This window comes from Stieleria sp. JC731, assembly GCF_020966635.1.
Classification (GTDB): domain Bacteria; phylum Planctomycetota; class Planctomycetia; order Pirellulales; family Pirellulaceae; genus Stieleria.
This window is the reverse complement of the sequence record NZ_JAJKFQ010000001.1, coordinates 145,239-170,442: the sequence shown is the minus strand read 5'-3', so window position 1 is coordinate 170,442 and position 25,204 is coordinate 145,239. Positions and strand designations below refer to the sequence as shown.

General features: G+C 53.7%; 19 protein-coding genes. 11 read left to right on the top strand and 8 right to left on the bottom strand.

Annotated features, from left to right (window positions below):
- Positions 1-33: 33 nt before the first annotated feature.
- Positions 34-1,926 (top strand): hypothetical protein, encoded by a 1,893-nt coding sequence (locus tag LOC67_RS00575; protein ID WP_230260388.1) that lies wholly within the window; start codon positions 34-36, stop codon positions 1,924-1,926.
- Positions 1,927-2,124: 198 nt separating this feature from the next.
- Entirely contained in the window at positions 2,125-3,288 is a 1,164-nt protein-coding gene (locus tag LOC67_RS00570; RefSeq protein ID WP_230260385.1) for an aminotransferase class V-fold PLP-dependent enzyme, read from the top strand.
- Positions 3,289-3,337: 49 nt separating this feature from the next.
- Here the strand turns inward: LOC67_RS00570 and LOC67_RS00565 are convergent, their stop codons facing one another.
- From LOC67_RS00565 to LOC67_RS00555, 3 genes are all read right to left on the bottom strand, one after another.
- On the bottom strand, positions 3,338-4,387 hold the full coding sequence (locus tag LOC67_RS00565) for a ferrochelatase (protein ID WP_230260383.1): 1,050 nt from the start codon (positions 4,385-4,387) through the stop codon (positions 3,338-3,340).
- Positions 4,388-4,736: 349 nt separating this feature from the next.
- Positions 4,737-5,291, bottom strand: coding sequence for a chemotaxis protein CheX (locus LOC67_RS00560; RefSeq protein WP_230260381.1), 555 nt, complete (start codon positions 5,289-5,291; stop codon positions 4,737-4,739).
- A 354-nt stretch (positions 5,292-5,645) separates the two neighbouring features.
- The gene (locus LOC67_RS00555) at positions 5,646-7,208 is read right to left on the bottom strand and encodes a sulfatase (protein ID WP_230260379.1); all 1,563 of its coding nucleotides are present in this window, start codon (positions 7,206-7,208) and stop codon (positions 5,646-5,648) included.
- A 92-nt stretch (positions 7,209-7,300) separates the two neighbouring features.
- Here LOC67_RS00555 and LOC67_RS00550 point away from each other — a divergent pair, with 92 nt between their 5' ends.
- The 3 genes from LOC67_RS00550 (at position 7,301) to LOC67_RS00540 (ending at position 10,186) form a co-directional block, all read left to right on the top strand.
- Positions 7,301-8,035, top strand: coding sequence for a TVP38/TMEM64 family protein (locus LOC67_RS00550; protein WP_230260377.1), 735 nt, complete (start codon positions 7,301-7,303; stop codon positions 8,033-8,035).
- Positions 8,032-9,594 carry a mercuric reductase gene (locus tag LOC67_RS00545; protein ID WP_230260376.1) on the top strand — a complete coding sequence of 521 codons (1,563 nt, stop codon included), beginning with the start codon at positions 8,032-8,034 and terminating at the stop codon, positions 9,592-9,594. Before LOC67_RS00550 ends, LOC67_RS00545 begins: the two co-directional genes overlap by 4 nt.
- 100 nt (positions 9,595-9,694) lie before the next feature.
- Positions 9,695-10,186, top strand: coding sequence for a DinB family protein (locus LOC67_RS00540; RefSeq protein WP_230260375.1), 492 nt, complete (start codon positions 9,695-9,697; stop codon positions 10,184-10,186).
- 91 nt (positions 10,187-10,277) lie between these two features.
- On the opposite strand, the gene argH is transcribed toward LOC67_RS00540, so the two are convergent.
- Complete coding sequence (gene argH / locus LOC67_RS00535) at positions 10,278-11,657, bottom strand: argininosuccinate lyase (RefSeq protein ID WP_230261571.1); 1,380 nt, start codon at positions 11,655-11,657, stop codon at positions 10,278-10,280.
- Between the two features lie 206 nt (positions 11,658-11,863).
- Here argH and LOC67_RS00530 point away from each other — a divergent pair, with 206 nt between their 5' ends.
- Positions 11,864-14,608 (top strand): hypothetical protein, encoded by a 2,745-nt coding sequence (locus tag LOC67_RS00530; RefSeq protein WP_230260374.1) that lies wholly within the window; start codon positions 11,864-11,866, stop codon positions 14,606-14,608.
- 75 nt (positions 14,609-14,683) lie between these two features.
- On the opposite strand, the gene LOC67_RS00525 is transcribed toward LOC67_RS00530, so the two are convergent.
- The 3 genes from LOC67_RS00525 to LOC67_RS00515 form a co-directional block, all read right to left on the bottom strand.
- Positions 14,684-15,652, bottom strand: a complete 969-nt coding sequence (locus tag LOC67_RS00525; RefSeq protein ID WP_230260373.1) for a type II secretion system F family protein — start codon at positions 15,650-15,652, stop codon at positions 14,684-14,686.
- A gap of 55 nt (positions 15,653-15,707) precedes the next feature.
- On the bottom strand, positions 15,708-16,685 hold the full coding sequence (locus LOC67_RS00520) for a type II secretion system F family protein (RefSeq protein ID WP_230260372.1): 978 nt from the start codon (positions 16,683-16,685) through the stop codon (positions 15,708-15,710).
- A 77-nt stretch (positions 16,686-16,762) separates the two neighbouring features.
- Complete coding sequence (locus tag LOC67_RS00515; RefSeq protein WP_230260371.1) at positions 16,763-18,079, bottom strand: CpaF family protein; 1,317 nt, start codon at positions 18,077-18,079, stop codon at positions 16,763-16,765.
- Between the two features lie 211 nt (positions 18,080-18,290).
- Here LOC67_RS00515 and LOC67_RS00510 point away from each other — a divergent pair, with 211 nt between their 5' ends.
- Positions 18,291-18,605 (top strand): hypothetical protein, encoded by a 315-nt coding sequence (locus LOC67_RS00510; protein ID WP_230260369.1) that lies wholly within the window; start codon positions 18,291-18,293, stop codon positions 18,603-18,605.
- Between the two features lie 122 nt (positions 18,606-18,727).
- On the opposite strand, the gene LOC67_RS00505 is transcribed toward LOC67_RS00510, so the two are convergent.
- The gene (locus LOC67_RS00505; RefSeq protein WP_230260367.1) at positions 18,728-19,759 is read right to left on the bottom strand and encodes a Gfo/Idh/MocA family protein; all 1,032 of its coding nucleotides are present in this window, start codon (positions 19,757-19,759) and stop codon (positions 18,728-18,730) included.
- 707 nt (positions 19,760-20,466) lie between these two features.
- Here LOC67_RS00505 and LOC67_RS00500 point away from each other — a divergent pair.
- The 4 genes from LOC67_RS00500 (at position 20,467) to LOC67_RS00485 (ending at position 25,194) form a co-directional block, all read left to right on the top strand.
- Positions 20,467-20,865 carry a thioredoxin family protein gene (locus tag LOC67_RS00500; RefSeq protein WP_230260364.1) on the top strand — a complete coding sequence of 133 codons (399 nt, stop codon included), beginning with the start codon at positions 20,467-20,469 and terminating at the stop codon, positions 20,863-20,865.
- Positions 20,866-21,022: 157 nt separating this feature from the next.
- The gene (locus LOC67_RS00495) at positions 21,023-21,898 is read left to right on the top strand and encodes a UDP-N-acetylmuramate dehydrogenase (RefSeq protein ID WP_230260362.1); all 876 of its coding nucleotides are present in this window, start codon (positions 21,023-21,025) and stop codon (positions 21,896-21,898) included.
- A gap of 272 nt (positions 21,899-22,170) precedes the next feature.
- Positions 22,171-23,085 carry a hypothetical protein gene (locus tag LOC67_RS00490; protein WP_230260360.1) on the top strand — a complete coding sequence of 305 codons (915 nt, stop codon included), beginning with the start codon at positions 22,171-22,173 and terminating at the stop codon, positions 23,083-23,085.
- A 192-nt stretch (positions 23,086-23,277) separates the two neighbouring features.
- Complete coding sequence (locus tag LOC67_RS00485) at positions 23,278-25,194, top strand: hypothetical protein (RefSeq protein WP_230260358.1); 1,917 nt, start codon at positions 23,278-23,280, stop codon at positions 25,192-25,194.
- Positions 25,195-25,204 lie beyond the last annotated feature (10 nt).

The following is a 25,204-nucleotide window of genomic DNA, read 5'->3' as shown; positions in this document are numbered from 1 at the left end:
GCCTCGTCCCGTATAGACGGGATCGCGAGATTGATGTCCACCTTTGCATGCTTCCCGCGGGTGGTGAACATCATCGCACTCCTAAATTCGATCGGCGACCATGTTGCCGCCGCTATCGGTCTACTCATCTTTTCGCGGGGAGTTGTGATGGTTAGTGAATCCGAGCACGGGCAGCCTGAAAACAGCCCACCAGAGAACCAGCTCAGGCATGACTGTTCACCAAAGGAGCCAAACACACCGGAGGAAGCGGTACCGACCCAAAAGTCAAAGCCTGCGTTCGTTCGGTTTCTCTACAACCAAAACCCCTTCTACCTGATTAGCTGCTTGCTGGTCATCTATGGTTGCCAAAGTCTCGTCGCAACCGGCGAAAGCCTTCTTGAAAAAACGATCATGATGGGAGGCGGAATCCTAGCCTATGGGATCTTGATGGCACTCGTTTGCGTCGGTGTCGTTCGGATCGCAAAGGTCTGGGATGATGCGAGATCGATTTTTATCGTGGTGATCATCAGCTTGATCGCGATGACAACAAGCTTCGATGAGCTGAGCATTTGGGATCGAGCAAACGCGTCGCTATTTGCCGCACTGGCAGCCATTGCGGTCGCTGCGATTACAGAGTCCACTTTGTTGGCGTGCCGCATTCGACTGAGGCGTTGGTATCGCTTGGCATACTACGCCTACTTTCTGATCCTGATCGGCGCGCCACTGATACTCGGACGAGCGGTCGCCGAACGAAACGACCCGCTTGCCAATTGGGGCGCGGTGTTGTTTTCGATTGGGATCGCAGTCAGCATGCTATTGCTGATCCCCGCGATACGCCAAGCAAACCGATCGACTGCAAATAACGGTACGCCCTGGTCATGGCCACTTTATCCGCTTTCGGCATTTATCGTGATGTACGTGCTAGCCGGAGTCCGGTCGCATGCGATCTGGATGTCATTCGGTTTCTATGGAACTGTGGGAAGCTTTGAACCATTTCTGCTGCTACCGATTGCTGCCGCAGCACTGGTTCTCTGTGTCGAGTCGGGCTTGGCCAATTCCTACAAAGGCCTGCTCCAGTTTGCTCTCTACGTGACACCAGTGCTGCTAGTTTGCGGAAGTGCCAATTCGGGTCAAACACAACTTCCAATCAAGGACAGCTTGCAGCTTTACGCCGGTTCTGCGATCGGCATCTCGGGCCTTGTGGTCACGGCTCTCTATGCCTACTACGCCATTCGCGGATTGCGAGGAGCAATCATTGGGGTCCCACTAACCCTGTCACTACTGGGTGCTGTCGCGACTATCCCCCAGTGGCTTATCACCGTTGGCGTTGATCGCTGGGTCCTGTTTGCCTTGGCAGCGGGTTGCTGGTTCGCAATCGCATTTCGATCACGTCGCCCCGAATGGATCTGGTTGTTACACGGCGTATCGATGGCGATCACGGTCGCAATCGCGGGACGCAGCATTGGGTACACGACCGAAGCACTAATACTCGGTAGCGTTTACCTAACGGTGGTCATATTGATCGTCGGTGCGATCTACGAAGGTGCGTTTGCCGAAGCCTTGCGTGTTGTCGGAGCGTGCTTGGTTAGCTGTGGCGGCCTTGCATTGGCATATCAAGCAAGCCTACCAAGTCGTTACGCAATGGCATCGATCGTTTTAGCCATGGCGATCCTCTGCGTCGCGTACGCATATTGGGTAAGACGGCGAGCATGGCTGGGAGTTGCCTTGCTGAATCTCTGTCTGTGCATCACGGCTTTGTCATACCAAGGTCATCGCAACGGTCGGCTTTACCGATTGAACTGGCCGATTGCATCTGGTATCGCATCACTTGGAATTGGCTTGGCAATTACCACCGGCAAGTCCGGCGCCTTCGCCATTCTGACATCACGACTGCACCAATCGCGAGAAAACCAACGCGGTCGAAGGGTGTTCCAGGCTGGATTTTAGCCCACCTTCCAAAGGCATGCGGAGCTCTGGTTCATCAAGGGACTAGGTTGCCAAGGTGGGACCAATATCGACCGCAGTCATCGCGATTAATGCAGCGAGCCCCACATTGAGTGATGCCAGATTGATTCGATTGTTTAATCGTCGTAGCGTATTGGTCTTACAGGATGGACGTTCGATGGCTCCTCTGATTTCAATGCGATGCGACAACACTGGCAACTGAATCCCGAAATTGACTACCTGAACCATGGGTCCTTTGGGGCCACCCCCACAACGGTTTTGCAAGCTCGTATTGGCTATATTGAACAGCTCGAACGTGATCCGATTGAGTTCCTTGCGCCAGAACGTGACCTAGAGCCCAAACTCGATCACGTTCGCGCTGTCGTGTCGGACCTAGTCGGATGTGAAGATGAATCCCTGGTCTTCGTTCGAAACGCAACTGATGGAGTCAACGCCGTTGTTCGGTCGCTGAAACTGCAGCCGGGCGACGAAATTGTGATCACCAACCATGGTTACAACGCATGTAACAATGCGATCCGATTCGCAGCAGAGACCATTGGTGCGGTCGTGCGAGTGGCTCAGATACCGTTCCCACTGCAGCATGAAGACGACGTTATCCAAAGCGTTGCGGCGGTCCTAACCGAACGCACTCGGCTGCTGGTTGTTGACCATGTCACAAGTCCTACTGCGATCGTCTTTCCACTGGAACGCTTGGTCGAACTTGCTCACGAAAACAAAACACGCATTCTGGTCGATGGGGCACATGCTCCGGGGATGATTCCGATCGACCTGCGGCAACTTGGTGCAGATTACTACACCGCGAATCACCACAAATGGATCTGTGCCCCGAAAGCGTCGGGGTTCTTATATGTGGACAAGTCCTTGCATCAAGAAGTTCGCCCCACCGTGATCAGCCACGGCGCCAATAAACAAAGCGATAGACGAAGCCGTTTCCATGCGGAATTCGATTGGCCAGGAACATACGATGTGACACCGATTCTTGCCGTGCCTGCCGCTCTTGATTTCCTGGGCACGCTTTTCCCAGGTGGACTGCCGCAGTTAATGGATCGAAACCATGACTGCGCCATCCAGGCCAGAAAGATCATGAATGACGCACTCGGCGCAGAAGCGGCCACTCCCGAACCGATGGTCGGATCGATGGCTGCGGTGACCCTAGCGAAAGACAAGTTTAGCTCATCGAGCGACTTGGCCACCTTTCAGAAACATCTCTTCGACAAACATCGGATCGAAGTCCCAACGTTCATGGGCCCCAACGACACTCCGATTTTGCGAGTGTCAATGCAGGCCTACAACGACCTCGCTCAGGTTGAACGGTTGGCAGACTTGCTGAGAACCAGCATCTGAGTCAAGGTCGCTGTATGCCAGGGTCCCTGCAAACTAGGGTCCCTGCAAACTAGGGGCGTTGGGGACGCCGGGGCGTGTAGGTGCAGCAGTCTTTGGGACAAACATCGTGCCACGGGCCGAGCGATCCTAATGAAGCCTTTTCAGTGCTCCCTTCGATCCTTTCTTGGACAAGCTGTCGAATCATCGAAACGAAACTTGGGTGAACTCCGGCAGTCGCAGCGCGGCTCATCGCGATCCCACGATCTTGGCATAGCTTTGCCGCTTCGTCATCCAGATCGTAAAGCACTTCCATATGATCGCTGATAAAACCGATCGGCACGATCACTAAGTTTTCGATCTTTTGCTCAGAATCGAGAGCCTCGATTTCGTCGCAGACGTCCGGTTCCAACCAAGGCTGTTGTGGTGGGCCACTGCGACTTTGGTAGACCAGTTTCCAATCCGGCGTTCCAGCCTTCTCAGCAACAATGCGGCATGCTTCTTCAAGCTGTTTGACGTAGTCACAATTGTCAGCCATCGACATAGGAATGCTATGTGCGGTGAACATCACCTTGGTTTGCGAAGGCTGCGTCCCCAGTTGTTGAACTGACTTTTGAACACCGTCCACCATTGAATCGATGAAGCCTGGGTGATTGAACCCCATTCGTACCTTTTCAACAATTGGCGCGCCTTCACCAACCTCGTCCTGTGCGTCGGCGATGTTTTCGCGATATTGGCGACAGCCGCTGTAGCTGCTGAACATGCTGGTGAAGAATGCGATCGAGCGCTTTCGACCATCCGCCTTCATTTGCCGCAAAGTATCGGGAAGCAGTGGATGCCAATTTCGGTTTCCCCAATAGATCGGCAAGTCGATTCCGTGCTCCGAAAATTCCTTTTCGATCGCTGCGAGCAATTCGCGGTTCTGGTCATTGATGGGGCTGACACCACCAAAACCCTTGTAGTGCTCGGCAACTTCCAGCATCCGTTCGTGAGGAACGTTTTTCCCTCTCAGCACGTTTTCCAAAAACGGCATGACGTCATCGGGGCCCTCGGGACCACCGAACGAGACAAGAATGAAAGAATCGTAAGGAAGGTCACTGCTGGAGGAATTTGGATCGGTCATGAGAATTTGGACTGAGCGTTGACATCGAATGGCTTTGCAACGCTATTTTTAGCACGCGTCAATGTCATCGTCAGGGGGCGACATCGTCAGGGAGCACGACTCACTGCTTGCTGCCGGAGCAGGCTGTGCGAGATGCCAGCCCTAGAGGATCACAGCCCTAGAGGATCACAGCCCTAGAGGATCACAGCCCTAGAGGATCACAGCCCTAGAGGATCACAGCCCTAGAGGATCACAGCCCTAGAGGATCACAGCCCTAGAGGATCACAGCCCTAGAGGATCACAGCCCCAGAGGATCAAGGCCCGAGACTGATTCGATGGCCAAACCAAATTGGTTGGTTGATCAGTTCTTTTAGAAGAGCTGCAAACTTCCCGCTGTAGCGGCGGCAGATTGTGGAAGCTTTCGCCAGCGGCTTTCTTCCTGAGCGACCTGCAGAGCAAACGTCACCCACACATTTCCAACATTGGTGGACGCTTTCAGTTCAAGCTGGTCACCGGGACAGGTCACGTTATTGAGAAGGATACCGCGTGACGTTAGCGGGATTCCCAGGTGAGTGTCGACGCCATAGTCGAGCAGGTTATTCTTGAATCGGCCCAGGATTTGATTGCCAAGTTCGCCAATCCAGTCCGGTGCGAATTGCAATTCTTGTCGGCACAATTTAGCAATCACGCACGCATGCGATGTCAACGTGAGTGAGCCAGAGAATCGGGTTCCATCCAGACGAGTCATTGATGCGATCGTTTCACATCCTATCGTCGGACATTCGATCGTCTCATTGAACACCGCTGCAAGGCTATCGCAGCTGGTCGACTGAACTGTCACTTCGGCTTCAGAATAGTACTCAAGCAACTCAGTGAGCGACTGAAATATGCACTGAGTGCAGATGTCTTTCGCGTATTGATTCATCTATGCCCCTACCGCTGCGAGTGACGTTGTTGAGCTGTCGGGGCAAACAGCCTTGAAAACTGACTTCTTAGGTATCCGCACGTAGAACGGCGCGGTAACCCTACAAAACAATCGTCGTGTGAAAGCGAGCTGATTGACGGGCATTAAAGGCAACAGTTAGGTCGCTTCGCAAAATTGGGCTCCTTTCAATCAGTCATGCTTCATTAGGAAGTTAGCCCATTTCACTTCGAACGAGATGAAAAACTGCGATTTGACTGTTTATCCTAACCGCGAACAGGGCAGTCACCTTGGGTCAGTGTGACTCTACGACTTGGCAGTTCCTGCGGGGTTAGGGCCTGCTGGGTTGGGGGCCTGCTAATTTGGCTTTGCCTGGCTGGGGTAATACGCAGCCATCTCGCCCCACCAATCGTTCAACTTTTGCCGCATCTCTGCGGCGACGTCGGGATGTTGGTCAATCACGTTGGTGGTTTCACCCATGTCGGCCTTCAAATTGAACAACTTGCCCTCTGAACCGTCGACGTTCATCAGCAGCTTCCAGGGGCCATCTCGCATGGCTAGATCGGGACTAACATGTTTTTCATTCCCCGGAAGAATGCTTCCATGGACTCCGTATTCCCAAAAGATTGGGGACTCGCGTTGGATCGGTTCTCCAAAGAATGCCTTCGACATGTCGATTCCATCGAATTGGACATCCGACTGGACATCCACGATGGAAGCGACCGTTGGCAATAAATCGATCGCGGCCATTGTCGTCGAATCATCCGTCCTACCTGCCTGGATATGACCGTTCCATCGAGCGATAAACGGCATTCGGATCCCGCCTTCATAGAGGCTCCATTTTCGTCCAAACAGAGGCCCAGTGAACCCGGGTGGTTGATGTCCCGCTTCGTAGTATCGCGGCCAGTCGGTCGGACCGTTGTCGCTGGTAAAAAGCACAAGCGTTTCATGCTGTAACTCCAGTCGGTCGATCGTATCCAACAGCCGACCGATCTGACGATCCATTTCATCCAGCACGGCGAAGAATTCCACGTCGGGTGGATTCGCTGACTTGTTAACCCACTTTGCCCGCTGCTCATCGGATGGCATGTGCGTGTCATGCACATCGTTGGGAAAGACTCGCACGTAGAACGGGGAGTCATGATGTTGCTCGATAAAATCGATGGCGTGATCAACATACGTCTCCGTGGTTTTGTGCTTAGGCAAGTCCAGAATTTGGCCACGCCCGTGCTTCCAACTAAGACGTTGATTCCCCGTCTTGGTCCAGAGAATTCGATCACCTAAACCTTCAAACGAAACCAAAGATTCGTCGAATCCATAAGCTTGTGGCAGCGGTGCGTCATCGACGTCTCGACCGCCACCCATGTGCCACTTACCGAAGTGCGCCGTCGCGTATCCCTTTTGCTGCAGCAGTTTTGCCAAGGTTGTCACGTTCGGGTCCAACCAATCGGGCATCAACCGACGTCGATTGGCCGCACGTGCGGCAAGAAACGAATGAATCCGATATCGCTGCGGATACATGCCCGTTGTCAACGCCACACGTGAAGCCGAACAAATTGGCGAGTTCACATAAAAGTTCGTGAACTTGGTTCCTTCCTGCGCTAAGCGATCGATATTGGGAGTCTTCATTTGCGGGTTACCGAAACAACTCGGGTCCGCAAAACCCATGTCGTCAATAAAAATGACGACGATATTCGGTGGACTACTCGCCTCGGCTTTTCCCACACATGCTGAAATCCCGAAAAGCAAAAACGTGCAACCGGCAACGATCACAGAGCCGAATTTCTTTACCAGCGTCGAAAAATGATCCATGGAAGTGCTGTACTTTCGGGCGAATAACATTGGTATCGTGAACTTATCGTCGTATCTTGCCAGTCGATGACAATGCTTGGCTGGCAGGTGAAATATTGAATTGGTCATTCAACAGGATGAAACAGCGGTTCTGCTCGCCAGAACCGCTTTGACCGCCGAAACAACTGAGAGCCGAATTGAGTAACAAGTCAACCGATCGAATGAAATTCTTCGTCGCGATTGGCTTGGTAGTCGCGGTCATTGTTATTTGGGTAGCTTTTGGTGACCAAGTCAACTTGACCAGTTTAGCCGAACGAGAAAGCCAATTGCGATCCTTTCAGACGCAACATCCTTTTGGCGTCTATGCGATCACCTTTGTGGCCTATGTGATCGCGACCGGACTTTCGCTTCCCGGCGCGGCCCTGATGACACTGGCGATCGGCTGGTATTTTGAATTACTCGAAAGCATTGTCCTCGTCAGCTTTGCCTCCACCGCTGGCGCAACAATCGCTTTTAGTTTAAGCCGATACCTGTTTCGGCAAAGTGTCGAAGAACGATTCGGCGAGCGGTTAAAATCCTTCAACGAGTCTCTTGAACGCGAAGGGCCGTTCTACCTTTTCTCGCTTCGCCTGATCCCAGCGGTTCCATTCTTTGTCATCAACGCGGTGATGGGATTAACGCCGATTCGCACCCGAACGTTTTGGTGGGTCAGTCAACTCGGAATGCTTCCTGGGACGATCGTTTATGTCTACGCCGGTTGGAGCGTCCCTGACTTACAAAAGCTGGCTGACGAGGGAGCCGCAGCGGCTTTCAGTTCCCAGCAACTGAGTCGGATCTTTGTCGCCTTCGCTGTGCTTGGCTTGTTCCCTGTGGTCGGACGCTGGGTTACCAAACGAATCCGCCAACATCGATCGCAAGCATCACTAAATGGGCCGACCCAGGAGAAGACATCATGAGTGACCGTTCTGGCACTGACGGTGAAGCGATCACGATGCCTCTGATTGACCACTTTGATCAGCAACTACGCGACAACGTTCATCCGGCGGACTGGAAAAACCCAACACCTGACCTGCCCTACCAGCTAGTGGTCATCGGTGCGGGCACGGCAGGTCTTGTCACCGCGGCCGGTGCAGCAGGCTTGGGTGCTCGCGTGGCATTGATCGAAAAGTCATTGATGGGTGGCGATTGCCTGAATGTCGGCTGCGTCCCATCAAAAGCAATGATTCGATCGGCCCGTGTCGCAGCCACTATCCACCAAGCCGACAGATTTGGTATCCACGTAAAAGACACGGATGTCGGGTTTGCAGAAGTCATGCGACGGATGCGACGTTTACGTGCCGAGATTAGCCCCCACGATTCGGCCAAGCGATTTTCAGATCTTGGCGTAGATGTGTATTTCGGAGCTGCAGCTTTTGTCGATCGCCAAACATTGGAGATTCGATCAGAAACCGGAACCAATGGTCGATTGAGTTTCAAAAAGGCCGTCATCGCGACCGGCGCTCGCGCGAAGGCTCCTGACATCGAAAACCTCAATCAAGTCGACTTCCTGACCAATGAAACCCTCTTCTCGCTGACCGAGCTGCCAGACCGGCTCGGCATTATTGGGGCGGGGCCGATCGGCTGCGAAATGGCGCAAACCTTTGCCCGGCTGGGAAGCACCGTCGCTCTTTTTGACCGTAGCGAGCGGTTGCTTTCGCACGAAGATCCCGACGCATCAGACCTGCTGAAAACACAGTTCGAAAGAGAGGGAGTTCAACTTTGCCTGGGATGCAAGGATCTTCGGGTGGGACGTGTCGAACAAGGCATTGAAATTTTGACAAAAGAAAGTCGCGGGCCGACGACCGTCGATCAACTTCTTGTCGCGACTGGACGCGCGCCAAACATTGAACATCTCAATTTAGAAGCAGCAGGTATCGAGGCGACCTCACAGGGTGTCACCGTTGATCATCATTTGCAAACGACGAACCCGAACGTCTTCGCAGCAGGAGACGTTTGCTCGAAGACAAAATTCACCCATGCCGCAGATTTCCAGGCCCGAACCGTTATTCAAAATGCTTTGTTTGCGATAGGCCCGTTTGGAAAGAAAAACGCAAGCAAGTTAATCATCCCCAGGGTGACGTACACATCGCCGGAAATCGCGCACGTGGGACTTTCCGAGCAAGAAGCTGCGGATGCAGGTGTTGCGATCCAATCCTTTGTTCAATCGATGGATGGAGTCGACCGTGCTGTACTTGATGAATCAGATATGGGCTACGTCAAGATCCATGTGCGATCCGGAAGTGATCAAATTGTCGGAGCAACAGTGGTTGCCGAGCACGCTGGCGAGCTGATTTCGGAAATCACCATGGCGATGAATACCAAAACCGGACTGTCAAAACTGGCCAGCCACATTCATCCTTATCCAACACAAGCCGATGCGATACGAAAAGTCGGCGACCAATTCAACCGCACGAAACTGACGCCGTTAAACAAACGAATCTTAGCTTGGTTGATGCGATGGAACGTCGGACGCTAAGTTACGCTGAAGCTTTCGAACTGTTTAAAACATGTAGCTTTCAAAGCTCATCCGACAAAGTTCTTTTCCCCTTTCCATCATTACTAAACACGGTTTCACCATGGCGACGCTTTCAGAAATAATGCTGCCCGAATTTGATCGCGAGATGCCACGGACTCGCGACGTCTTGGCGGCCATCCCGGCAGACAAAATGGATTGGCAAGCAGATGAAAAGCTCCATACGATCGGTTGGAACGCGAATCATATCGCCGACTGTGTGGGCTGGACCAAGCACGTGACTGACTATCCCGAGTTTGACATCCAACCCGAAGGTTGCCAGAGCCCAACCTTTCCCGCACTTTCGAGCCCTGGCGAAGTCCTCGCATTGTTTGACAAAAACGTAGCCGAGGCGAGAGAAGCGATTGCGAACGTCAGTGACGAAGAACTTGCGAAACCCTGGTCGCTGCTGATGTCCGGACAAACGCTTTTCACGATTAGCAAAGAAGAGTGCCTAAGAAACTGGGTTTTCAATCACATCGTCCACCACCGTGGAATCCTATCGGTCTATCTACGCATGGCCGGAATCGAGATGCGATCGGTCTTTGGTGCATAAAGAAAAAACAAAATGCACTCGCCGAAAGACGAATGCATTTTGCGACGTGATTTAAAAACAAAGCGAAACCAAGTGATCGCCTTAAGCGGGTCTATCCGGACAATCTTTCTTGCCAAAGATTGATCTGCCGACGGACTTCGCTTGGGGCGGTCGACCCATAGCTAACAAATGCGGCAACCGCGTTGCTTGTCCCAAGGCTTTCCAAAATTGATTCATCAACTTGGGAGGCGTGCTTTTGCATCTCGCTAATCGGCAACTCAGCCAACGGAATTTTCTTTTCCATCGCTGCGCCGACGATCGCACCGACAGCATGGTGCGCTGTTCGCTGAGGAATGCCTTTCTTGATCAGCCATTCCATCAATGTGGTCGCATCAAGATAGCCCTCTTCGATACGCGCGGTGATACGCTCACGCTGCAGCTCGCTTCCGGCAACAATTGGGATAGCCAATTCCAACATTGCGGTGATGGTATCGAACGAATCGAACAATGGCGGCTTGTCTTCTTGCAGGTCACGGTTGTAGGCAAGTGGCAAGTTCTTGACCAACAACATTAAGGTTTGCAAGTTCCCCATCACACGTGCTGATTTGCCCCGCGTCAGTTCCAGAGTATCTGGATTGACCTTTTGCGGCATGATACTGCTGCCGGTACAGAACTGATGCGGCATCTTGATAAAGCCAAACTCCACGGTGCTCCACAAGATCCATTCTTCGGCCCAGCCGGAAAGGTGCGAAGCGATCATCGAAAGCACGAATGCACTTTCGATGATGAAGTCTCGGTCGCTACTGGTGTCCAAGCTGTTCGCGGTGACACCGTCAAATTCGAGTGCCTTCGCCGTCTGCTGGCGATCGATCGGTAATGTCGTCCCTGCAACCGCAGCGACACCCAAGGGGCATTGATTGACACGGGTTCGGCAATCGGCCAGTCGATCGCGATCACGCTGGAACTTTTCGACGTAGGCCAACCAGTAGTGCGGAGCCAGAACCGGTTGGGCACGTTGCAGGTGGGTATACGCGGGCAAGATTACATCAAAGTCGCCTTCGCAGCGGCCCAAGAATGCCTTTTGCAGTTCTTCTAGAAGCGTGGAAACGTGATCAAGTTGCTCGCGAATCCACATTCGGGCGTCCGTACTGACCTGATCGTTGCGGCTGCGAGCGGTATGCAACTTTCGCCCGATATCGCCGATCCGCTCGATCAAAACGGACTCGATATGCATGTGGATGTCTTCCAATTCCAAACGGATCGGAAAGTCACCCGCTTCAATTTCCGTTTCGATTTGCCGCAAAGTGTCGCGGATCTTTGCGAAATCGTCTTCTTCAATCAAACCGACGTTTTTGAGCATCTCGGCATGGGCGATCGAACCGCGAATATCTTGTCGATACAGCCGCTTGTCGAAGCTAATTGATTCCGCAAATGCTTCCAAACGGGCGTCGGTGCTGGACTGAAAAACACCACTACGAGAGGGACTGTCCACGGTTTGCCTATCCAAAGTTGGTGTGCTGGGGGATAATGCCGTCGATATGCCAGCGGTAAACGGTGCCGCCAGTACGCCCTCGTTAGTATCGTCCAGAGCATGAATTCTGGCGAGCGGGCGTCTTAAATACGTCAGAGTCAAGCTATCGAATGCCCTTTCATCCATCGCCCCGCCGCCCCGTGCAGTTTGCCATTTTTGCATTCGGCATGATTGTCGTCACATTCATTGCCACCTCAAAACCCTCCCAGGCGGTCGAAGTTTTAGCCTCGGCACTCGCCGCCCCCAGAAACGGTGGAACGTCGGTCCCGACCGAAAACTCACATCGCTATGGCGTTGCCATTGTGGAAATCCCGCTCGCGGTCCCCTTGGTTGGCCAAACCCCTAGGCCCTTGGCGGTAACCAGTGATTCAGGGCGAATCCACTATCCGATCACCGAAGACATTGAAATTCCCATCACACCTGCGAGTGAGCGTCCGGTCCCCCAACCCGGAAACGGTCGATTGCTGGGACGATTGGGAAAACTGATCAAAGAACTGACAGATGACAATCAACCGACAACGCAAATTGTTGCTCGGCGTGCAACGTTTCTATTCACAGGCGATGCGCCACTAACTGTTGAGCTGGCTGACGACGCGGGAACCATTGGCACCTATGAATTGGTCCCAAAGCTTGATCCGGCCCTGCATGCGACGGCGCTGAATCAATGGTGGGTCGCATACATTGATCGAGCGAAGTCGTTCATTGATAACGGTGACTATCCGCCGTGGGTTGAAACGTACTTGGTTGCGATGCTTAGCGGCCGCACCGGCAACGGTCTTCCCGATTGGTTTATCGCGCCGAGTGAAAAATCTGATCCCCTGCTCGAAACGCTGAAGTATCTAACGGGCGCTGAAGAAGTCACCAAAGAAATCTTTCGGCGAACGTCTGCAGGCTTGAACGACAACAATCAGCCGGGCCCCAACGCATCACCCAATGCGACCGTTCCATTACCATCGCCACCTCGTTGGCAGGACACTGCGTTACCCACCGTTGACGAATCAACGGTCACCGAATCGATTGCCGGGCATGTGCCTCCGGAATGTTTCTATATCCGGTTCGGATCATTCAATAATTACCTATGGTTTTTGGATCTGGCCGAAGAGTATGGTGGTGACATCGGTCGCATGATCACACTGCGCGGCACTGTGAACAAATCGACCGAAAGGTTTCAGAACCAAATTGCGACGCAAATTAATCAGCTATCGCGAATGCTAGGCGCAAGCGTCGTCGAAGACCAAGCAGTCATCGGCCGTGACCTGTTTACCAATGATGGCGCATCGATGGGCGTGATCTTGAAAGCCAGCAACGCTTTCCTGCTGCGATCATCGCTTAACAACGATCGATCCACACGTGCATCCAGTGATGACAAAATCACATTGAAACAGATCGATGTCGATGGGCATCAAGTTTCCTTTCTGTCCAAGACGGACAACTCGATTCGGTCGTTTCTTGCCGAAGACAACGGCTACTTCTTAATCACCAACAGTAAGACGCTGGTAAAGCGATTCTTCGAAGTCAGCAAGAGCGGTGAATCACTCGCCAAGACACCGTCTTTCAGATTATCCCGATCGCTTGTTCCTGTTGATCGAGACGACACGATCTTTGCATACTTTTCGCCTCAGATGCTGCAAGGGCTAGTATCGCCGGAGTACATGATCGAACTACGTCGGCGATCGGCAGCCGAAAGCGATGTCTCGCTGGTCCACCTTGCCCGCTTGGCGGCTGCATCCGAATCCAACGATGCAAGCTCGACCACGCTTAGCGTAGAAGAATTGATCGAAGAAGGCTTCCTGCCGCTCTCGTTCGGAAAACGTCCTGACGGCAGTGGCATCGTGACGATCGGAGAACGCGTGATCGACACGATGCGGGGCGGCAGAGGATCATTCTTGCCGATCGCCGACGTGGAAATCGAAAAGGTGACCGCACAAGAAGCAGAGTGGTACAACTCGATCGCGAACGAGTACAGCGAGCGGTTTCCGCAAATGGACCCGATTATCGTCGCACTTCGACGTGACGATGTCCCCGGAAGCCCGTCCCTGGAACGAATTAACATCCATGCGGAAATCGCGCCTTTGACACCTGAAAAATACGGTAAGTGGGCGAAGCAGCTCGGACCACCGACCAAAGTTGCGATCCGTTCGGCACCGGACGACATTGTCACTTTGCAAGCTCACGTCGCTAGCGAACAAATCGGACCGGCGACCCATCTGTTCGTTGGCATCAAAGATAACTTTCCGCCGGAACCGGAAGACTTCGATGGGCTGCTAAACATCTATCGATCCCTTAAAAGCCTTCCGGGCTACCTCGGTGCCTGGCCGCAACCTGGAGCCCTGGATCGCCTACCTTTGGGCCTTGGCCGCGGCCGCCCTGTCGGCCCCGGCATGAGTCGATTGATCGGTGGTTTGTATCGCTATAGCGGTGGCGGATTCAGTGTGTTGTCTTTTCAAGACGAAGTCCTGACATCAACATTGCCATTCCTTGAAGCCACCGAAGTCCCCGAAGCGGCTACCGTCCGTGGACACATCGGAAGCCTCCTAGGGAGCCAGCTGGAAGGTTGGGTCAACAACCAACTCTACCAGCGGGCTGCACGAAGTAGCGTAGCCGGTGCTGACTTCCTGAACTTGCTGACGCGGCAACTTGATGTAGCCCCCGAAGACGCGTTCACCCGTGTTCGACAAGTCCTCGACGCTGATCTTCAGTGCAGCCTCGGTGGACAGTACGAATACAACCCACAACGCAAACGTTGGGAAAGCACCGCTTGGAACGGCCCGGCGCCTAGCGAGCTACCACCGCCTGATTACGTTTCGCCGCTACTACATTGGTTTCGGGGAGGACGATTCACGATGACACAGTACACCGATCGTTTGGTCGTTGACGGGCGAATGACGGTGGCCCGCAAACCAGCTCGCTGATAGCCCTTCCGCCCAAAAAAAATCGCTGTGCAGGTAAATCCTACACAGCGAAGTGGGCAAAGACTGTCGATCTTTTTACTGGCTCAACATGTTTCGATACATGCTGATACCGGCAGGACCGACTAGAACCACGAAGATGCCAGGGAAAATGAACAAGACTAGCGGGAAGATCATTTTCACCGCTGTCTTCGCCGCTTTCTCTTCGGCGATCTGACGTCGACGTGTTCGCATCGCGTCACTCTGGACTCGCAAAGCGGACGCGATCGACGAGCCAAACTTGTCAGCCTGAATCAAGATCGAAGCGAGCTGTTTGAGGTCATCAACACCGCTGCGGAAGCCCAGCGCTTGCAACACTTCGTTTCGTGTTCGGCCTAGCTGCAATTGCTTGTTTGCGATCCCGAATTCTTCGGCGATCTCTTTGTGGCTCTTTTCCATTTCTTCGGCGACCTTACGCAGCGCTTGGTCCATCCCTAAACCGGCTTCAACACAAACGACCATCAAGTCGAGTGCATCAGGCAGTCCCAAGAAGATCTTTTCCATTCGCTTCTTCGCGATGAAATCAAGCGAGAACTTGGGGATCATGAAACCGATAATCAATCCGCCACCGACCTTGATGATCATGTCCTGGCCGAAGCCGTTGGCGAAGAATCCGTAGGTGCTGCCGACAAACAATCCGAATGCGGCGGTGCCCAGCTGGATCGTTTTAAAGACCACCGGTGCGGCTTCGCGGCGGAAGCCAGCGTTCATCAGCTTTTCACGGAGCTGCCCCATTTCCTTTTCGTTACCACTAACTTTGTCAGCCAGCGGTGAAGCGGCACGTTCCAAGTATGCGGTCAGAGCCTCGTTCTTTGAGCGATTGCCATCGGCAGCGGCTTGGCCACTCGCACGACGTTTACGCATCATGTCAAGCCTCGCTTCGGCGCGAGGTTTGTCATCACCGGTGATCCGTGTTAGGGCGAACCACATGCCAATTGTCACAAAGGCGAAGATCGCGCCTGCGGTCAAGTAGATCGGGTCGATTGAGATGGCCAGTAACAAGTTCATTGCATTGTCCGAATCAGGGGCATTGATTGCCAGTGTGTGTTGGTTGGATGGATGTCTAAACTTTGATCGTGATAATCTTTTTGATCACGATCGCACCGATCAGCTGGGTCACCAATCCAAAGCCCAACATGTACCGACCGATTTCGTCGGTAAACAGCATCATCACGTATTCGTAGTTCAATTTCAGCATCACCAAGAACAAAACCGGCGGCAGTGCCAATAGCACCGCACCACTCATCCGGCCTTCCCCGGTCAACGCTTGGATTTGCCCCAAGATTTGCAATCGCTCTCGAATCAGGTGACCGATTTTGTCCAGAATTTCAGCCAAGTCACCACCGGTTTGCCGCTGCAAAACAACGGCGGTCGCGAAGAATCGAAGGTCCATATTGGGGACACGATTGGCCATGTCCTCGATCGCTTCGTCCAACGGAATACCAAGGTTCTGTTCTTCGAACGCACGTCCGAACTCGCGAGCCAATGGATCTTCCATTTCCTTTGAAACCAACCCAAACCCGGCGTTCAAAGAGTGACCGGCACGTAGCGAACGCCCAAGCAATTCCAATGCTTCGGGCATTTGCTTGCCGAACTTATTGAGCCGACTTCGGCGTTTGAGCATCAGCCATCCGAATGGCACCGCGGCAAACATTGGCCCGACGAAAATGGCCAGCAGCTTAAACGGGCTGGCAAGACAGATCGCGACGCCCAATCCCATCGCTCCCATGCAGATCATTGCGAACTGGGCCGGTGGCATTCGGACGTCGGCTTGGTCCAAGTAGTCGCCGATGCCGGGAAGGTTCTCAACGATGTTGCCAAGAAAACCTTTCGCATCATCGAATCCACCGTCCAACAGCAACGACCCGGATTCCTGTTCACCGCCATGTGATCCGCCGCCGCCGCGACGACGCGATGCCATCTGTGCAAGTCTGTCTTCGGTTGCAGTGTTGTCGCCGCCCGGCACAAGGACATTTGCCGCCAAGGCGACAAGTGACGCAACGAAGACGCCAACGGCAATAAGAATGACGGTCGCTGTCATGGGAATATGCAGAAGTGGTGGGGAAACAGAATGATTGTCGAGTCGACTTTGCAAATCGGCTCGGTCGGACAAATAACCTAGGCGTGCATCATCGTGCGTTCACGGAATGCACTTGAAGGCAACCGAACGCCGGCCGCTTCCAGCTTGTCCATAAAGCTCGGACGGACACCCGAACATTCGAACGTTCCGTAAGCTTTACCGTCTTCGCCGATGCCTTTTTGCTCGAAGCGATAGATGTCCTGCAGGACGATCGTTTCTTGTTCCATACCGACGACTTCGGTGATCGCGGTCACACGACGTGGACCACCTTGCAAACGGTTCGCTTGGATCAAGACGTCGACCGCACCGGAAATCTGTTGGCGAATCGCTTTAACGGGCAACTCGAAACCGGCCATCATGACCATCGTCTCCAAACGGGCGATCGCGTCACGAGGCGTGTTGGCGTGAATCGTGGTCAACGAACCGTCGTGACCGGTGTTCATCGCTTGCAACATGTCCAACGTTTCGCCACCACGACATTCACCGATGATGATCCGTTCGGGACGCATCCGCAGGGCGTTTTTCACCAAGTCCGTCGCGGTCACCGCACCGTTGCCTTCGATGTTCGGCGGGCGTGTTTCCAATCGAACGACGTGATCCTGTTGCAACTGCAATTCGGCCGCGTCTTCGATCGTGACGATACGGTCGCTATGGCCGATAAAGGACGACAGCGTGTTCAGCAACGTCGTCTTACCAGAACCGGTACCGCCGGCGATGATGCAGTTCAAGCGAGCTTTGATGCAGCCTTCTAGCAACATCACCATCTCGGGCGTGAACGCCTTGTAGTTCAACAGGTCTTCCAGCTTCAACGGGTTGCTACCGAACCGACGAATACTGACCGCGGCACCATCGAGTGCCAACGGAGGAATAATCGCGTTGACCCGCGAGCCGTCTTCCAAACGCGCGTCAACCATCGGGCAGGTTTCGTCAACACGCCGACCGACCTTACTGACGATTCGGTCGATGATCTGCAGGAGGTGCTTTCCGTCGCGAAACTCGACGTCGGTCTTCTGCATCTGACCGCCCTTTTCGACGTAGATGTTCTTCGGACCGTTGATCAAGATATCGCTGACTTTGGGGTCTTTTAAGATCAACTCCAACGGCCCCAAGCCGAACGTTTCGTCAAGAACTTCGTCGACAATCCGTTCGCGTTCTTGACGGTTCAGAAGTGTGTCTTCGGCATCACAAAGGTGCTCGATGACGACCCGGATTTCCCGTTTGAGGGCATCCCCCTGCATGTCGCCGACGCGAGACAAGTCAAGCTTATCGACCAGCTTGCTGTGAATTCGCGATTTGATCTCTTCGAATTGATCTTGGCGGTTATCCGCTCGCCCTGGCATTGTTCGCGTGGCCATGATTCGTTTCTCGCTGCTTTCCTTCGGCAAACCCGTGTCGTTTTTTTCGGTTGTTCGGGTTACGCGCCCAGCGACGTCCGGTCGAGTGGGTCAACTGGCGCGGACCCTGGGAAAACATAGGACGGAAATTACCGCTGCCCGATTGACGGGAATAGAAATTCGGTAATTCACGCCAGACCAAAGGTGTCAATTGCGGCGGAACAATCTGGACATGAGCCTCGCCACATTGCCAGAACGACCGAACACACTTCCAGTCAATCACCGATTGCAAAGAAGCTTGCCAGCGAACAGCCTGCCCGCAAGCAGTCGCCCCGCGGCTTGCCGGATCAGTTCACAATCGCTCCAGGAGTGTGAAGCACTGATGATCTTGCTGGGATCAGGAAAGATCGTCGTTGTCCACCAGGACCGTCCGGTTCAGCTTTGGTCTGCAGAAAAACTGTGCAAACCCATCCGACAATTCCGGCCCGGCGAATCGGTTTACTACAACGGCGTGCTCGAACGTGTCCGAGCGATCACTGTGTATTAAGGAGCACGGTGTACTAAAGGAGAACTGGATACTTGGTAAGCCCTTGTATTGACCAAGTGTCTATCGAAGCGTGATCAAGCTACAGCGCGAGAAAGACACTTGGTTGGTTTGACCAGAAGAGCCTAGGCGGGCAACGGGACACGACACCCAGTTTCATGACTTTGCCGTGCCGCTTGGACAACCGCAGCGGCTTCGTATGCATCGACAAGCCCAGTCAGATCGCGGACCAAACTGGTCACGCTGCGATGAAACTGTCGCAACATTCGCTCACCCACAGGCGACTCGGTTTCCAAGGATTCGACATGGCGACCGGCGTCATCAAACCAAACCAAATTGCTTGGCAGGTCGATAAATGCGACTCCGTTTTCGCATTGGACTTTCATCGCCGCAGGAGAACGGAAACTCGCCGCTTCCTTCCATTGAACAGGAAGTGTGCTATCGGTTGCGATTTCGGCGATCGCACCTCGATCAACTTTTGACTGGTCCGCACCGTCTTTGGTGGTACGACAACCGGAATCCTGCTGGTCGTAATTCAAGATCAGCGATTGAAAGAGATCTTCTTTGCAAACCGAGCTAACTGCTGTTGGCGACCGTCCGACAATGTAGCGACACCAATCAACCAACTCGACTAGCTCGCTATCGTCGGTCCGACAGGTGGCAGGCCCCGGATGGGGCGAATTATCGGAACAGATCGCTTGGCGGTGAACTCGGATTAGCCGAGGTGCGCCCAGGTGTGTGGCAATCAGTTCTTTCATCCGCAGCGTCGCTGGGGCGAATCGTCTTGGCAGTTCCGCCATGAAGGCAACGCCACTGCTTTCGATCGTCTGCCGAACGGATTTTTGGCCCACGGGATCAAAATCCAAACCGGCGCCCCAGTACACCGCCTTTCCAGCCTGGCAGGCGGCCAGAGCTGGCAGCCAACCCAGCCAGCACTGTTTAAGAATCAGGACCGCATCGATATCACACCGGTAGACCAAGCTTCGGTATCCGTCGATGGGATCGGCTTGAAACTCTTCTGCCGTAGATTCGGCCAGTTTTGAAATCGTGCTGTAGACGGCACGAACGTCAAATCGGTCGTCCAACATTCGCAGAGCTGGGCGATAACGTGATTGCCACTGTTCGCCGAGACCGATCAATCCGACTCGCAACCTCATTTGACTGCCCCTGCAGCGACAAGAGTTGCGGCGATTTCCTGCGTAGCGGTGGCGCCAGTTGCGGGACCAAAATCGGCAAAGCACCCGAATCGGCAAACGGGTGAAGTAATCGTGCTGACCGAGGACAGGTTTTCAACAAACATCATTTGGGGGCAGACCTTTCCTTCGATCGGGTAAGTGCACCTGCGTACATGCTTTATCACGGCGGGGCGTCGTCGATTGGCATGCTTCAAATGGTTGGTGGATCGAAGCTTAGCGACTTTCGGTAAATCCTGCCCCAACTTATTTCAATTTTTGCACGCTTCGGCGTTCATGGAATTTGGTGATTTCTGAACTGTACGCCTTGTTGACGGCCTGGGCATCCATATACTCCGCCCAACCTTCCGGAGCCGCAGTTTCGGTAGGGTTGCCCCAGGTTCCCCAGAATGGTTCTGGGAACCACCGATGTGGGAATGATCCCAAGTTGGACGATCTCCCATTAGGGCAATTTGTTGGCCACCATAGCGCCCACGAATCGGGTCGCGCGTAAATGGAATGGATCAGCGTGGACAACAACGAATGACTCGCCCTCGGCGGCTTGTTCGAGTGAATCGAATGACTCATCGAAGCATTCACTCGAACTCACTGACTTCGAAGGACTTCCCTTCGAACGAAATGACATTGTGTACCGCCGATCGGTAACCATGCTTTAATTCAAGGAGCTCGGAATGGTTTCGTTGCTGTTAGCTGTATTGCTCGGAAGTGTTACATCAGCACCAATCAAGACCGATTACGCGGAAGCGTACAAGGAGTCTGTTAAGGAAGGCAAACCTTTAATGGTTGTCGTCAGTGCACCCTGGTGCCCTGCATGCAATGTCTTGAAGCAGACAACATTAGAACCAATGGCAGAAACCGGTGAACTGGACGACGTCAGCATCGCCGTTCTTAACCGCGACGAAAACTCCGAATTGGTCGATCAGTTGACCAAGGGCGAGAAAATGCTGCCACAGATTATCGTGTTTTCACGAACCGATGCCGGTCAGTGGAAACGACACCTCCTAAAGGGCTATCAGTCCAAGCAACCGGTTCGCAACCTTATCCGGTCCGTCGCAGTTCCACGCGGCTAGAACCAAGCAAGCGATGCGTTAGATCGACTTGGCGTTAAACGAGTCGGTCTAACCGTTTGTGCGTGATTTCATCTGATTTGAAAACGGCGAGTGTGAACTGCTCCCCAGCTTGCATAGTCCCACTGGCAGGATTCGCCTGCTGCGGTATTATCGGTGCATGATTCCTGAACGCCTTCAACACGTAGTCCGCTCCGACGAATCGCTCGCTCCCTTAGTTTGGTTGGGGATCGGCGGTCCGGCACACTTTTTTGCCGAACCTGTCGACCTCGAACAGATGACGGAGATCATCGTCTGGGCTGGTGAAAACGACCTTCCCGTTCGCATCCTCGGGTCGGGCAGCAATGTGCTTGTCCGCGAATCAGGTTTCGACGGCGTTGTCATTTCCATGGCTGCCGCGGCAACCAGCGGACTTGCCATTGATGGCAACCGACTGACCGCCGGTGCCGGTGCAAAACTTTCGCACGCGGTCGTCAAAGCGGTCGGCGCAGGTCTTGGCGGCCTTGAGCACCTTGTCGGCATCCCCGGAACCGTGGGGGCTGCCGTCATTGGGAATGTTTCCAGTGGCGGACGTGACATCAGCCCGGTGGTTAACGCCATCCGCGTCATGGAGTCGGACGGATCGATCCGCGAAGTCGACCAGGATGAAGTCGGCTTTACCTACCGAAAAACTTCGCTGACGGGTTCGACCATTGTCGAAGTCGACTTCCTGCTAGAACCCGGAGATGCTGTCGCGCTGACCAAGCGGATGCAGAAGCTCTGGATTTCACGCAATTCAACACGTCCGTCCGATATGGAACGGATCGCAATGCCGTTTATCGATCCCGATACCATCTCGGCTCGCGAACTGATCCAAAATGTCGGCCTGGCGGGAAGCCGCGAAGGCGAAGTCTCCATCGATTCGCAGCAGCCGCACTACATGATCGCTCATGATGGTGCCACCAGCGATCAATGTCTCAAGCTGATCGAGCGTGTCCGCGAACAAGTTCTGCTGCAAACCGGGATCGACTTGCAACTGAATCTACAGATTTGGTAGAGCGTTACCTTGTCTAACAAATTGAGTCATCTTCGCGGCTGATCTGCCGATGATTGATTCATGCACGGCGAGCAGTTGAATTGCCTCAACTCGCGACGTCACGGTCTTATCAAACCGTCGATCGACAAATCTGCCGCGCAGTAATAGTTGGACAAACAGCGACTGACGACATGTTTCACGCGCCGTGAAACAAGGCTCTCAAAACGGAAACTTGAGAGGTGATGTCGTAGTTCAAACGGTATTGCCTCGACAAACTTTCCAGGGAAGGATCAATGGCACGCAAAGATGATGCTGATCCTCGGCCCATTCGTCGGTTGCTGCGGCGGTTGATCAAAGCACCAGCCGTATGGGCCTTGGTCTGGCCGATGGCACTGCTGGTCGGATCTTACTTTGCCTACTCGCAGTGGTTTGCGCTGTACTTTGCGGCCAAACACCAAGGCATCGATCCGGCAAATATCATCTTGAACGAGCCTCATGAATTCATTCATGTCGACTTAGTGGAGGATGTCAACCGCTGGGCGCATTTGAACGAACTGTCCTCACTGGATCGCGAAGCCACAGCGAAGCTCGCTTCCGCATTCAAGAACCACCCTTGGATTCGCGACGTCCGTTCAGTCACCAAACTTCCTGGCGGCAAATACCGAATCGATGTCGAATACCGACGTCCTGTCGCGGCGTTTCACGTCACCGGGGATTCGCAGTGGATGCGAGAAATTGAATCGCACCTCTCAAGTATGGGACTGGCAACCCAAGGCCGCTCCGATGAGATGTACTTCCCACTTGATGGCGAAGGACACATGCTGCCGACCGCCAACATCTCACCCGAAGACGTTCGACGACTGATTCAAATCGAAGTCGAAAATGTCTATCCCAATGGAGTCGAAGGCACACCATTTGGTGAGCGTCGTGTCGAATCGGCAGCGATGCTTGCCAACTTACTGTCGGCGGTCAGCGATCGAATTCAAATCGCCAAGATCACCGTCAGTGGTGATCCACGAATGAACATTGTCCCTCAACTACACCTACTCACCGGCGACCACACCCAACTGCTTTGGGGAAGCCCTCCAGGGATGGAACAGCCCAACGAGCGCGGGGCGAAAGAAAAGCTGACCGATCTGCTTAGCGGGAACTTTGTTGCCGACGGTGACCTTAGGGTCGCGACGGGATCGCGCGGGCGAATCCGATAACGATTCAAGCACCAGCTCATCAAACAATCGACAATTCCAATCAAACCAAGCGGTATAGACGCCAAGGCTCCACGTCTGCCGCTCGAAAAATCCTTTTCCATCGTCGGGGCCGCCTGCAAAACCCTTGCAGATTCACTATCTTCTCTTGTCGGGTTATCTTTCGATCCCATTTCAGCTGTTGGGAACATCTCCATGGTCGGTCAGTTCTGGCAAATTCGTTTTAAAAACATCTTGGTTCGAGCGTCTGCAATCGCGGCTGTTGGAATCAGTCCTTTTGTCATTTGCCATCAATTGGCGGCACAAAACTGGCACTCCTCAATTGAACAGGCCGCACGGCAGTCAATCGAGCAGCTATCGGCGGAACGGATCGCAGATGTTGCCCCAACGCGCGAAGCCTTCTTATCGGCTGTGCAGAAATTGCGTGCGCATTTGTCCAGCACCACTGGTGAAGCCAACGCGGCTGCCTGGCTCGACTATCTAAGGATCGAAGCGGCAGTTCAGTCGATCGAGATTGAGGCTGATGATCGAGAGATTGCTGAACATCTTGATAAAGTCAGTCGTCGTGCGACGGGTGTCTTCCCTGGTCTGGAGACTGCTGCGATTCGCGACGTTCGCACAGCAGCCCATCAGTACAGCGATGCGCTTCGCTATCGCCGCAAAGATGTGATCGCTAAAGCACTCGGCCGACAACTCGAACGATTTTCCGACCAATGGTCAGAGATCCCTGCTGAGCCCACGCCAGATAACATCGCAACACTGAGGCTATTGCTGGATCTGCTCGAACGCACCGACCAATCGGTTGAACTGGTCGATGAGTCGCAGCGATTGTTTTCGTCTCCCAATGTTTTCGTGCATGTCGACGAAGCGATGGTCCAACAAGCAATCAACCGAGATGTGAGTCAAACGACACCGGTCCGTGACTGCATTTTGGGGACCAGCATCTACGGAAGTGCGACAATGAACGGTCAAGTGACCGCCGACTTGCTACCCGCCGAAGACAGCATTCGCATTCAATTGGCATTAACCGGAAACGTCACGACATCCAATATCGGATACAACCGCGGCGTACGTGTTCGCACCAGTAGCAATGCCCAAGTCTACGCGACTCGCTTATTGATCGCCGACGAGTCTGGCATACAGCTCGGTCAGGTCAGCACCGACGCATCGCTACACACCAACCTGAATTCGATCGAACACCGCTTAAAGCTGGTCCGTAAAATCGCTCGCAAAAAAGCGGCGGAACAGAAGCCGATCGCCGATCGCATTGCCCACCGCAAACTTGTCCGCCGAATCAGCGAAGAATTCGCCGCCGAAACGGATCAAGCGGCGACGGGGCCAACGCCAAGCTTCTTAGATGATTTTCAAACCTGGTTATACCGGTTGGATTTCGAAGAACCGACCCGGCAGATTGGATCATCCACCGATGCCATCTTTGCAAACTCGACCGTGCGTAAAGGCAACCAGCTTGCTGCCCCCTCAGCACCGCCAGCGGTCAATGAAAACAGCGGTGTCACAATCCAGATTCATGAATCGCTAATTGACAACACCCTAGGCAGTTTTCTTGCCGGTCGAACGCTTAGCAAAGCAGAGCTTGACCGCATGATCGAACGATCCGACCTACCAAAGCAGTCCACAAGCTCCGACGATGAGCCCGCTGAAGATTTCGAGATTGACTTCGATCGCTCGCGACCGGTGATTTTCGAAGCTCGCGACGGCAATCTTGTGGTCGGAATCCGTGGAACCCGTTTTGCGCAAGGCTCACGCGAACTCACTCGTCCGCTGGAGATTGTCGCGTCGTACCGTCCAGTTCCTTCCGACGACGGCACCGTCGTCCTAGAACGCAATGACGAAGTGCAGATCAACTTCCCCGGCACGAAACGACTATCCGCTACACAAGCCGGCCTGCGCAACTCGATCAAGAAGGGGTTTGCCGAAGCATTCCCACAAACGTTGCTTCATCAAGCGATGAAGATCCCAGAAGATGCGAAAGTCGAAACCCTTGCTGGTAAAACCTTTCGAGCCAAACAGGTTGAATCCAACGATGGATGGTTGACGATCGGCATTGGCCCATCGGCATCCGATGCGACAATGGTTTCGACGTCTCGCTAGACATCGGACG

Coding starts and splice junctions, on each gene's coding strand:
- LOC67_RS00575 (WP_230260388.1), top strand. CDS start 34: ATGTCCACCTTTGCATGCTTCCCGCGGGTGGTGAACATCATCGCACTC.
- LOC67_RS00570 (WP_230260385.1), top strand. CDS start 2,125: ATGCGACAACACTGGCAACTGAATCCCGAAATTGACTACCTGAACCAT.
- LOC67_RS00565 (WP_230260383.1), bottom strand. CDS start 4,387: ATGACCGATCCAAATTCCTCCAGCAGTGACCTTCCTTACGATTCTTTC.
- LOC67_RS00560 (WP_230260381.1), bottom strand. CDS start 5,291: ATGAATCAATACGCGAAAGACATCTGCACTCAGTGCATATTTCAGTCG.
- LOC67_RS00555 (WP_230260379.1), bottom strand. CDS start 7,208: ATGACCAATTCAATATTTCACCTGCCAGCCAAGCATTGTCATCGACTG.
- LOC67_RS00550 (WP_230260377.1), top strand. CDS start 7,301: ATGAAATTCTTCGTCGCGATTGGCTTGGTAGTCGCGGTCATTGTTATT.
- LOC67_RS00545 (WP_230260376.1), top strand. CDS start 8,032: ATGAGTGACCGTTCTGGCACTGACGGTGAAGCGATCACGATGCCTCTG.
- LOC67_RS00540 (WP_230260375.1), top strand. CDS start 9,695: ATGGCGACGCTTTCAGAAATAATGCTGCCCGAATTTGATCGCGAGATG.
- LOC67_RS00530 (WP_230260374.1), top strand. CDS start 11,864: ATGATTGTCGTCACATTCATTGCCACCTCAAAACCCTCCCAGGCGGTC.
- LOC67_RS00525 (WP_230260373.1), bottom strand. CDS start 15,652: ATGAACTTGTTACTGGCCATCTCAATCGACCCGATCTACTTGACCGCA.
- LOC67_RS00520 (WP_230260372.1), bottom strand. CDS start 16,685: ATGACAGCGACCGTCATTCTTATTGCCGTTGGCGTCTTCGTTGCGTCA.
- LOC67_RS00515 (WP_230260371.1), bottom strand. CDS start 18,079: ATGGCCACGCGAACAATGCCAGGGCGAGCGGATAACCGCCAAGATCAA.
- LOC67_RS00510 (WP_230260369.1), top strand. CDS start 18,291: ATGAGCCTCGCCACATTGCCAGAACGACCGAACACACTTCCAGTCAAT.
- LOC67_RS00505 (WP_230260367.1), bottom strand. CDS start 19,759: ATGAGGTTGCGAGTCGGATTGATCGGTCTCGGCGAACAGTGGCAATCA.
- LOC67_RS00500 (WP_230260364.1), top strand. CDS start 20,467: ATGGTTTCGTTGCTGTTAGCTGTATTGCTCGGAAGTGTTACATCAGCA.
- LOC67_RS00495 (WP_230260362.1), top strand. CDS start 21,023: ATGATTCCTGAACGCCTTCAACACGTAGTCCGCTCCGACGAATCGCTC.
- LOC67_RS00490 (WP_230260360.1), top strand. CDS start 22,171: ATGGCACGCAAAGATGATGCTGATCCTCGGCCCATTCGTCGGTTGCTG.
- LOC67_RS00485 (WP_230260358.1), top strand. CDS start 23,278: ATGGTCGGTCAGTTCTGGCAAATTCGTTTTAAAAACATCTTGGTTCGA.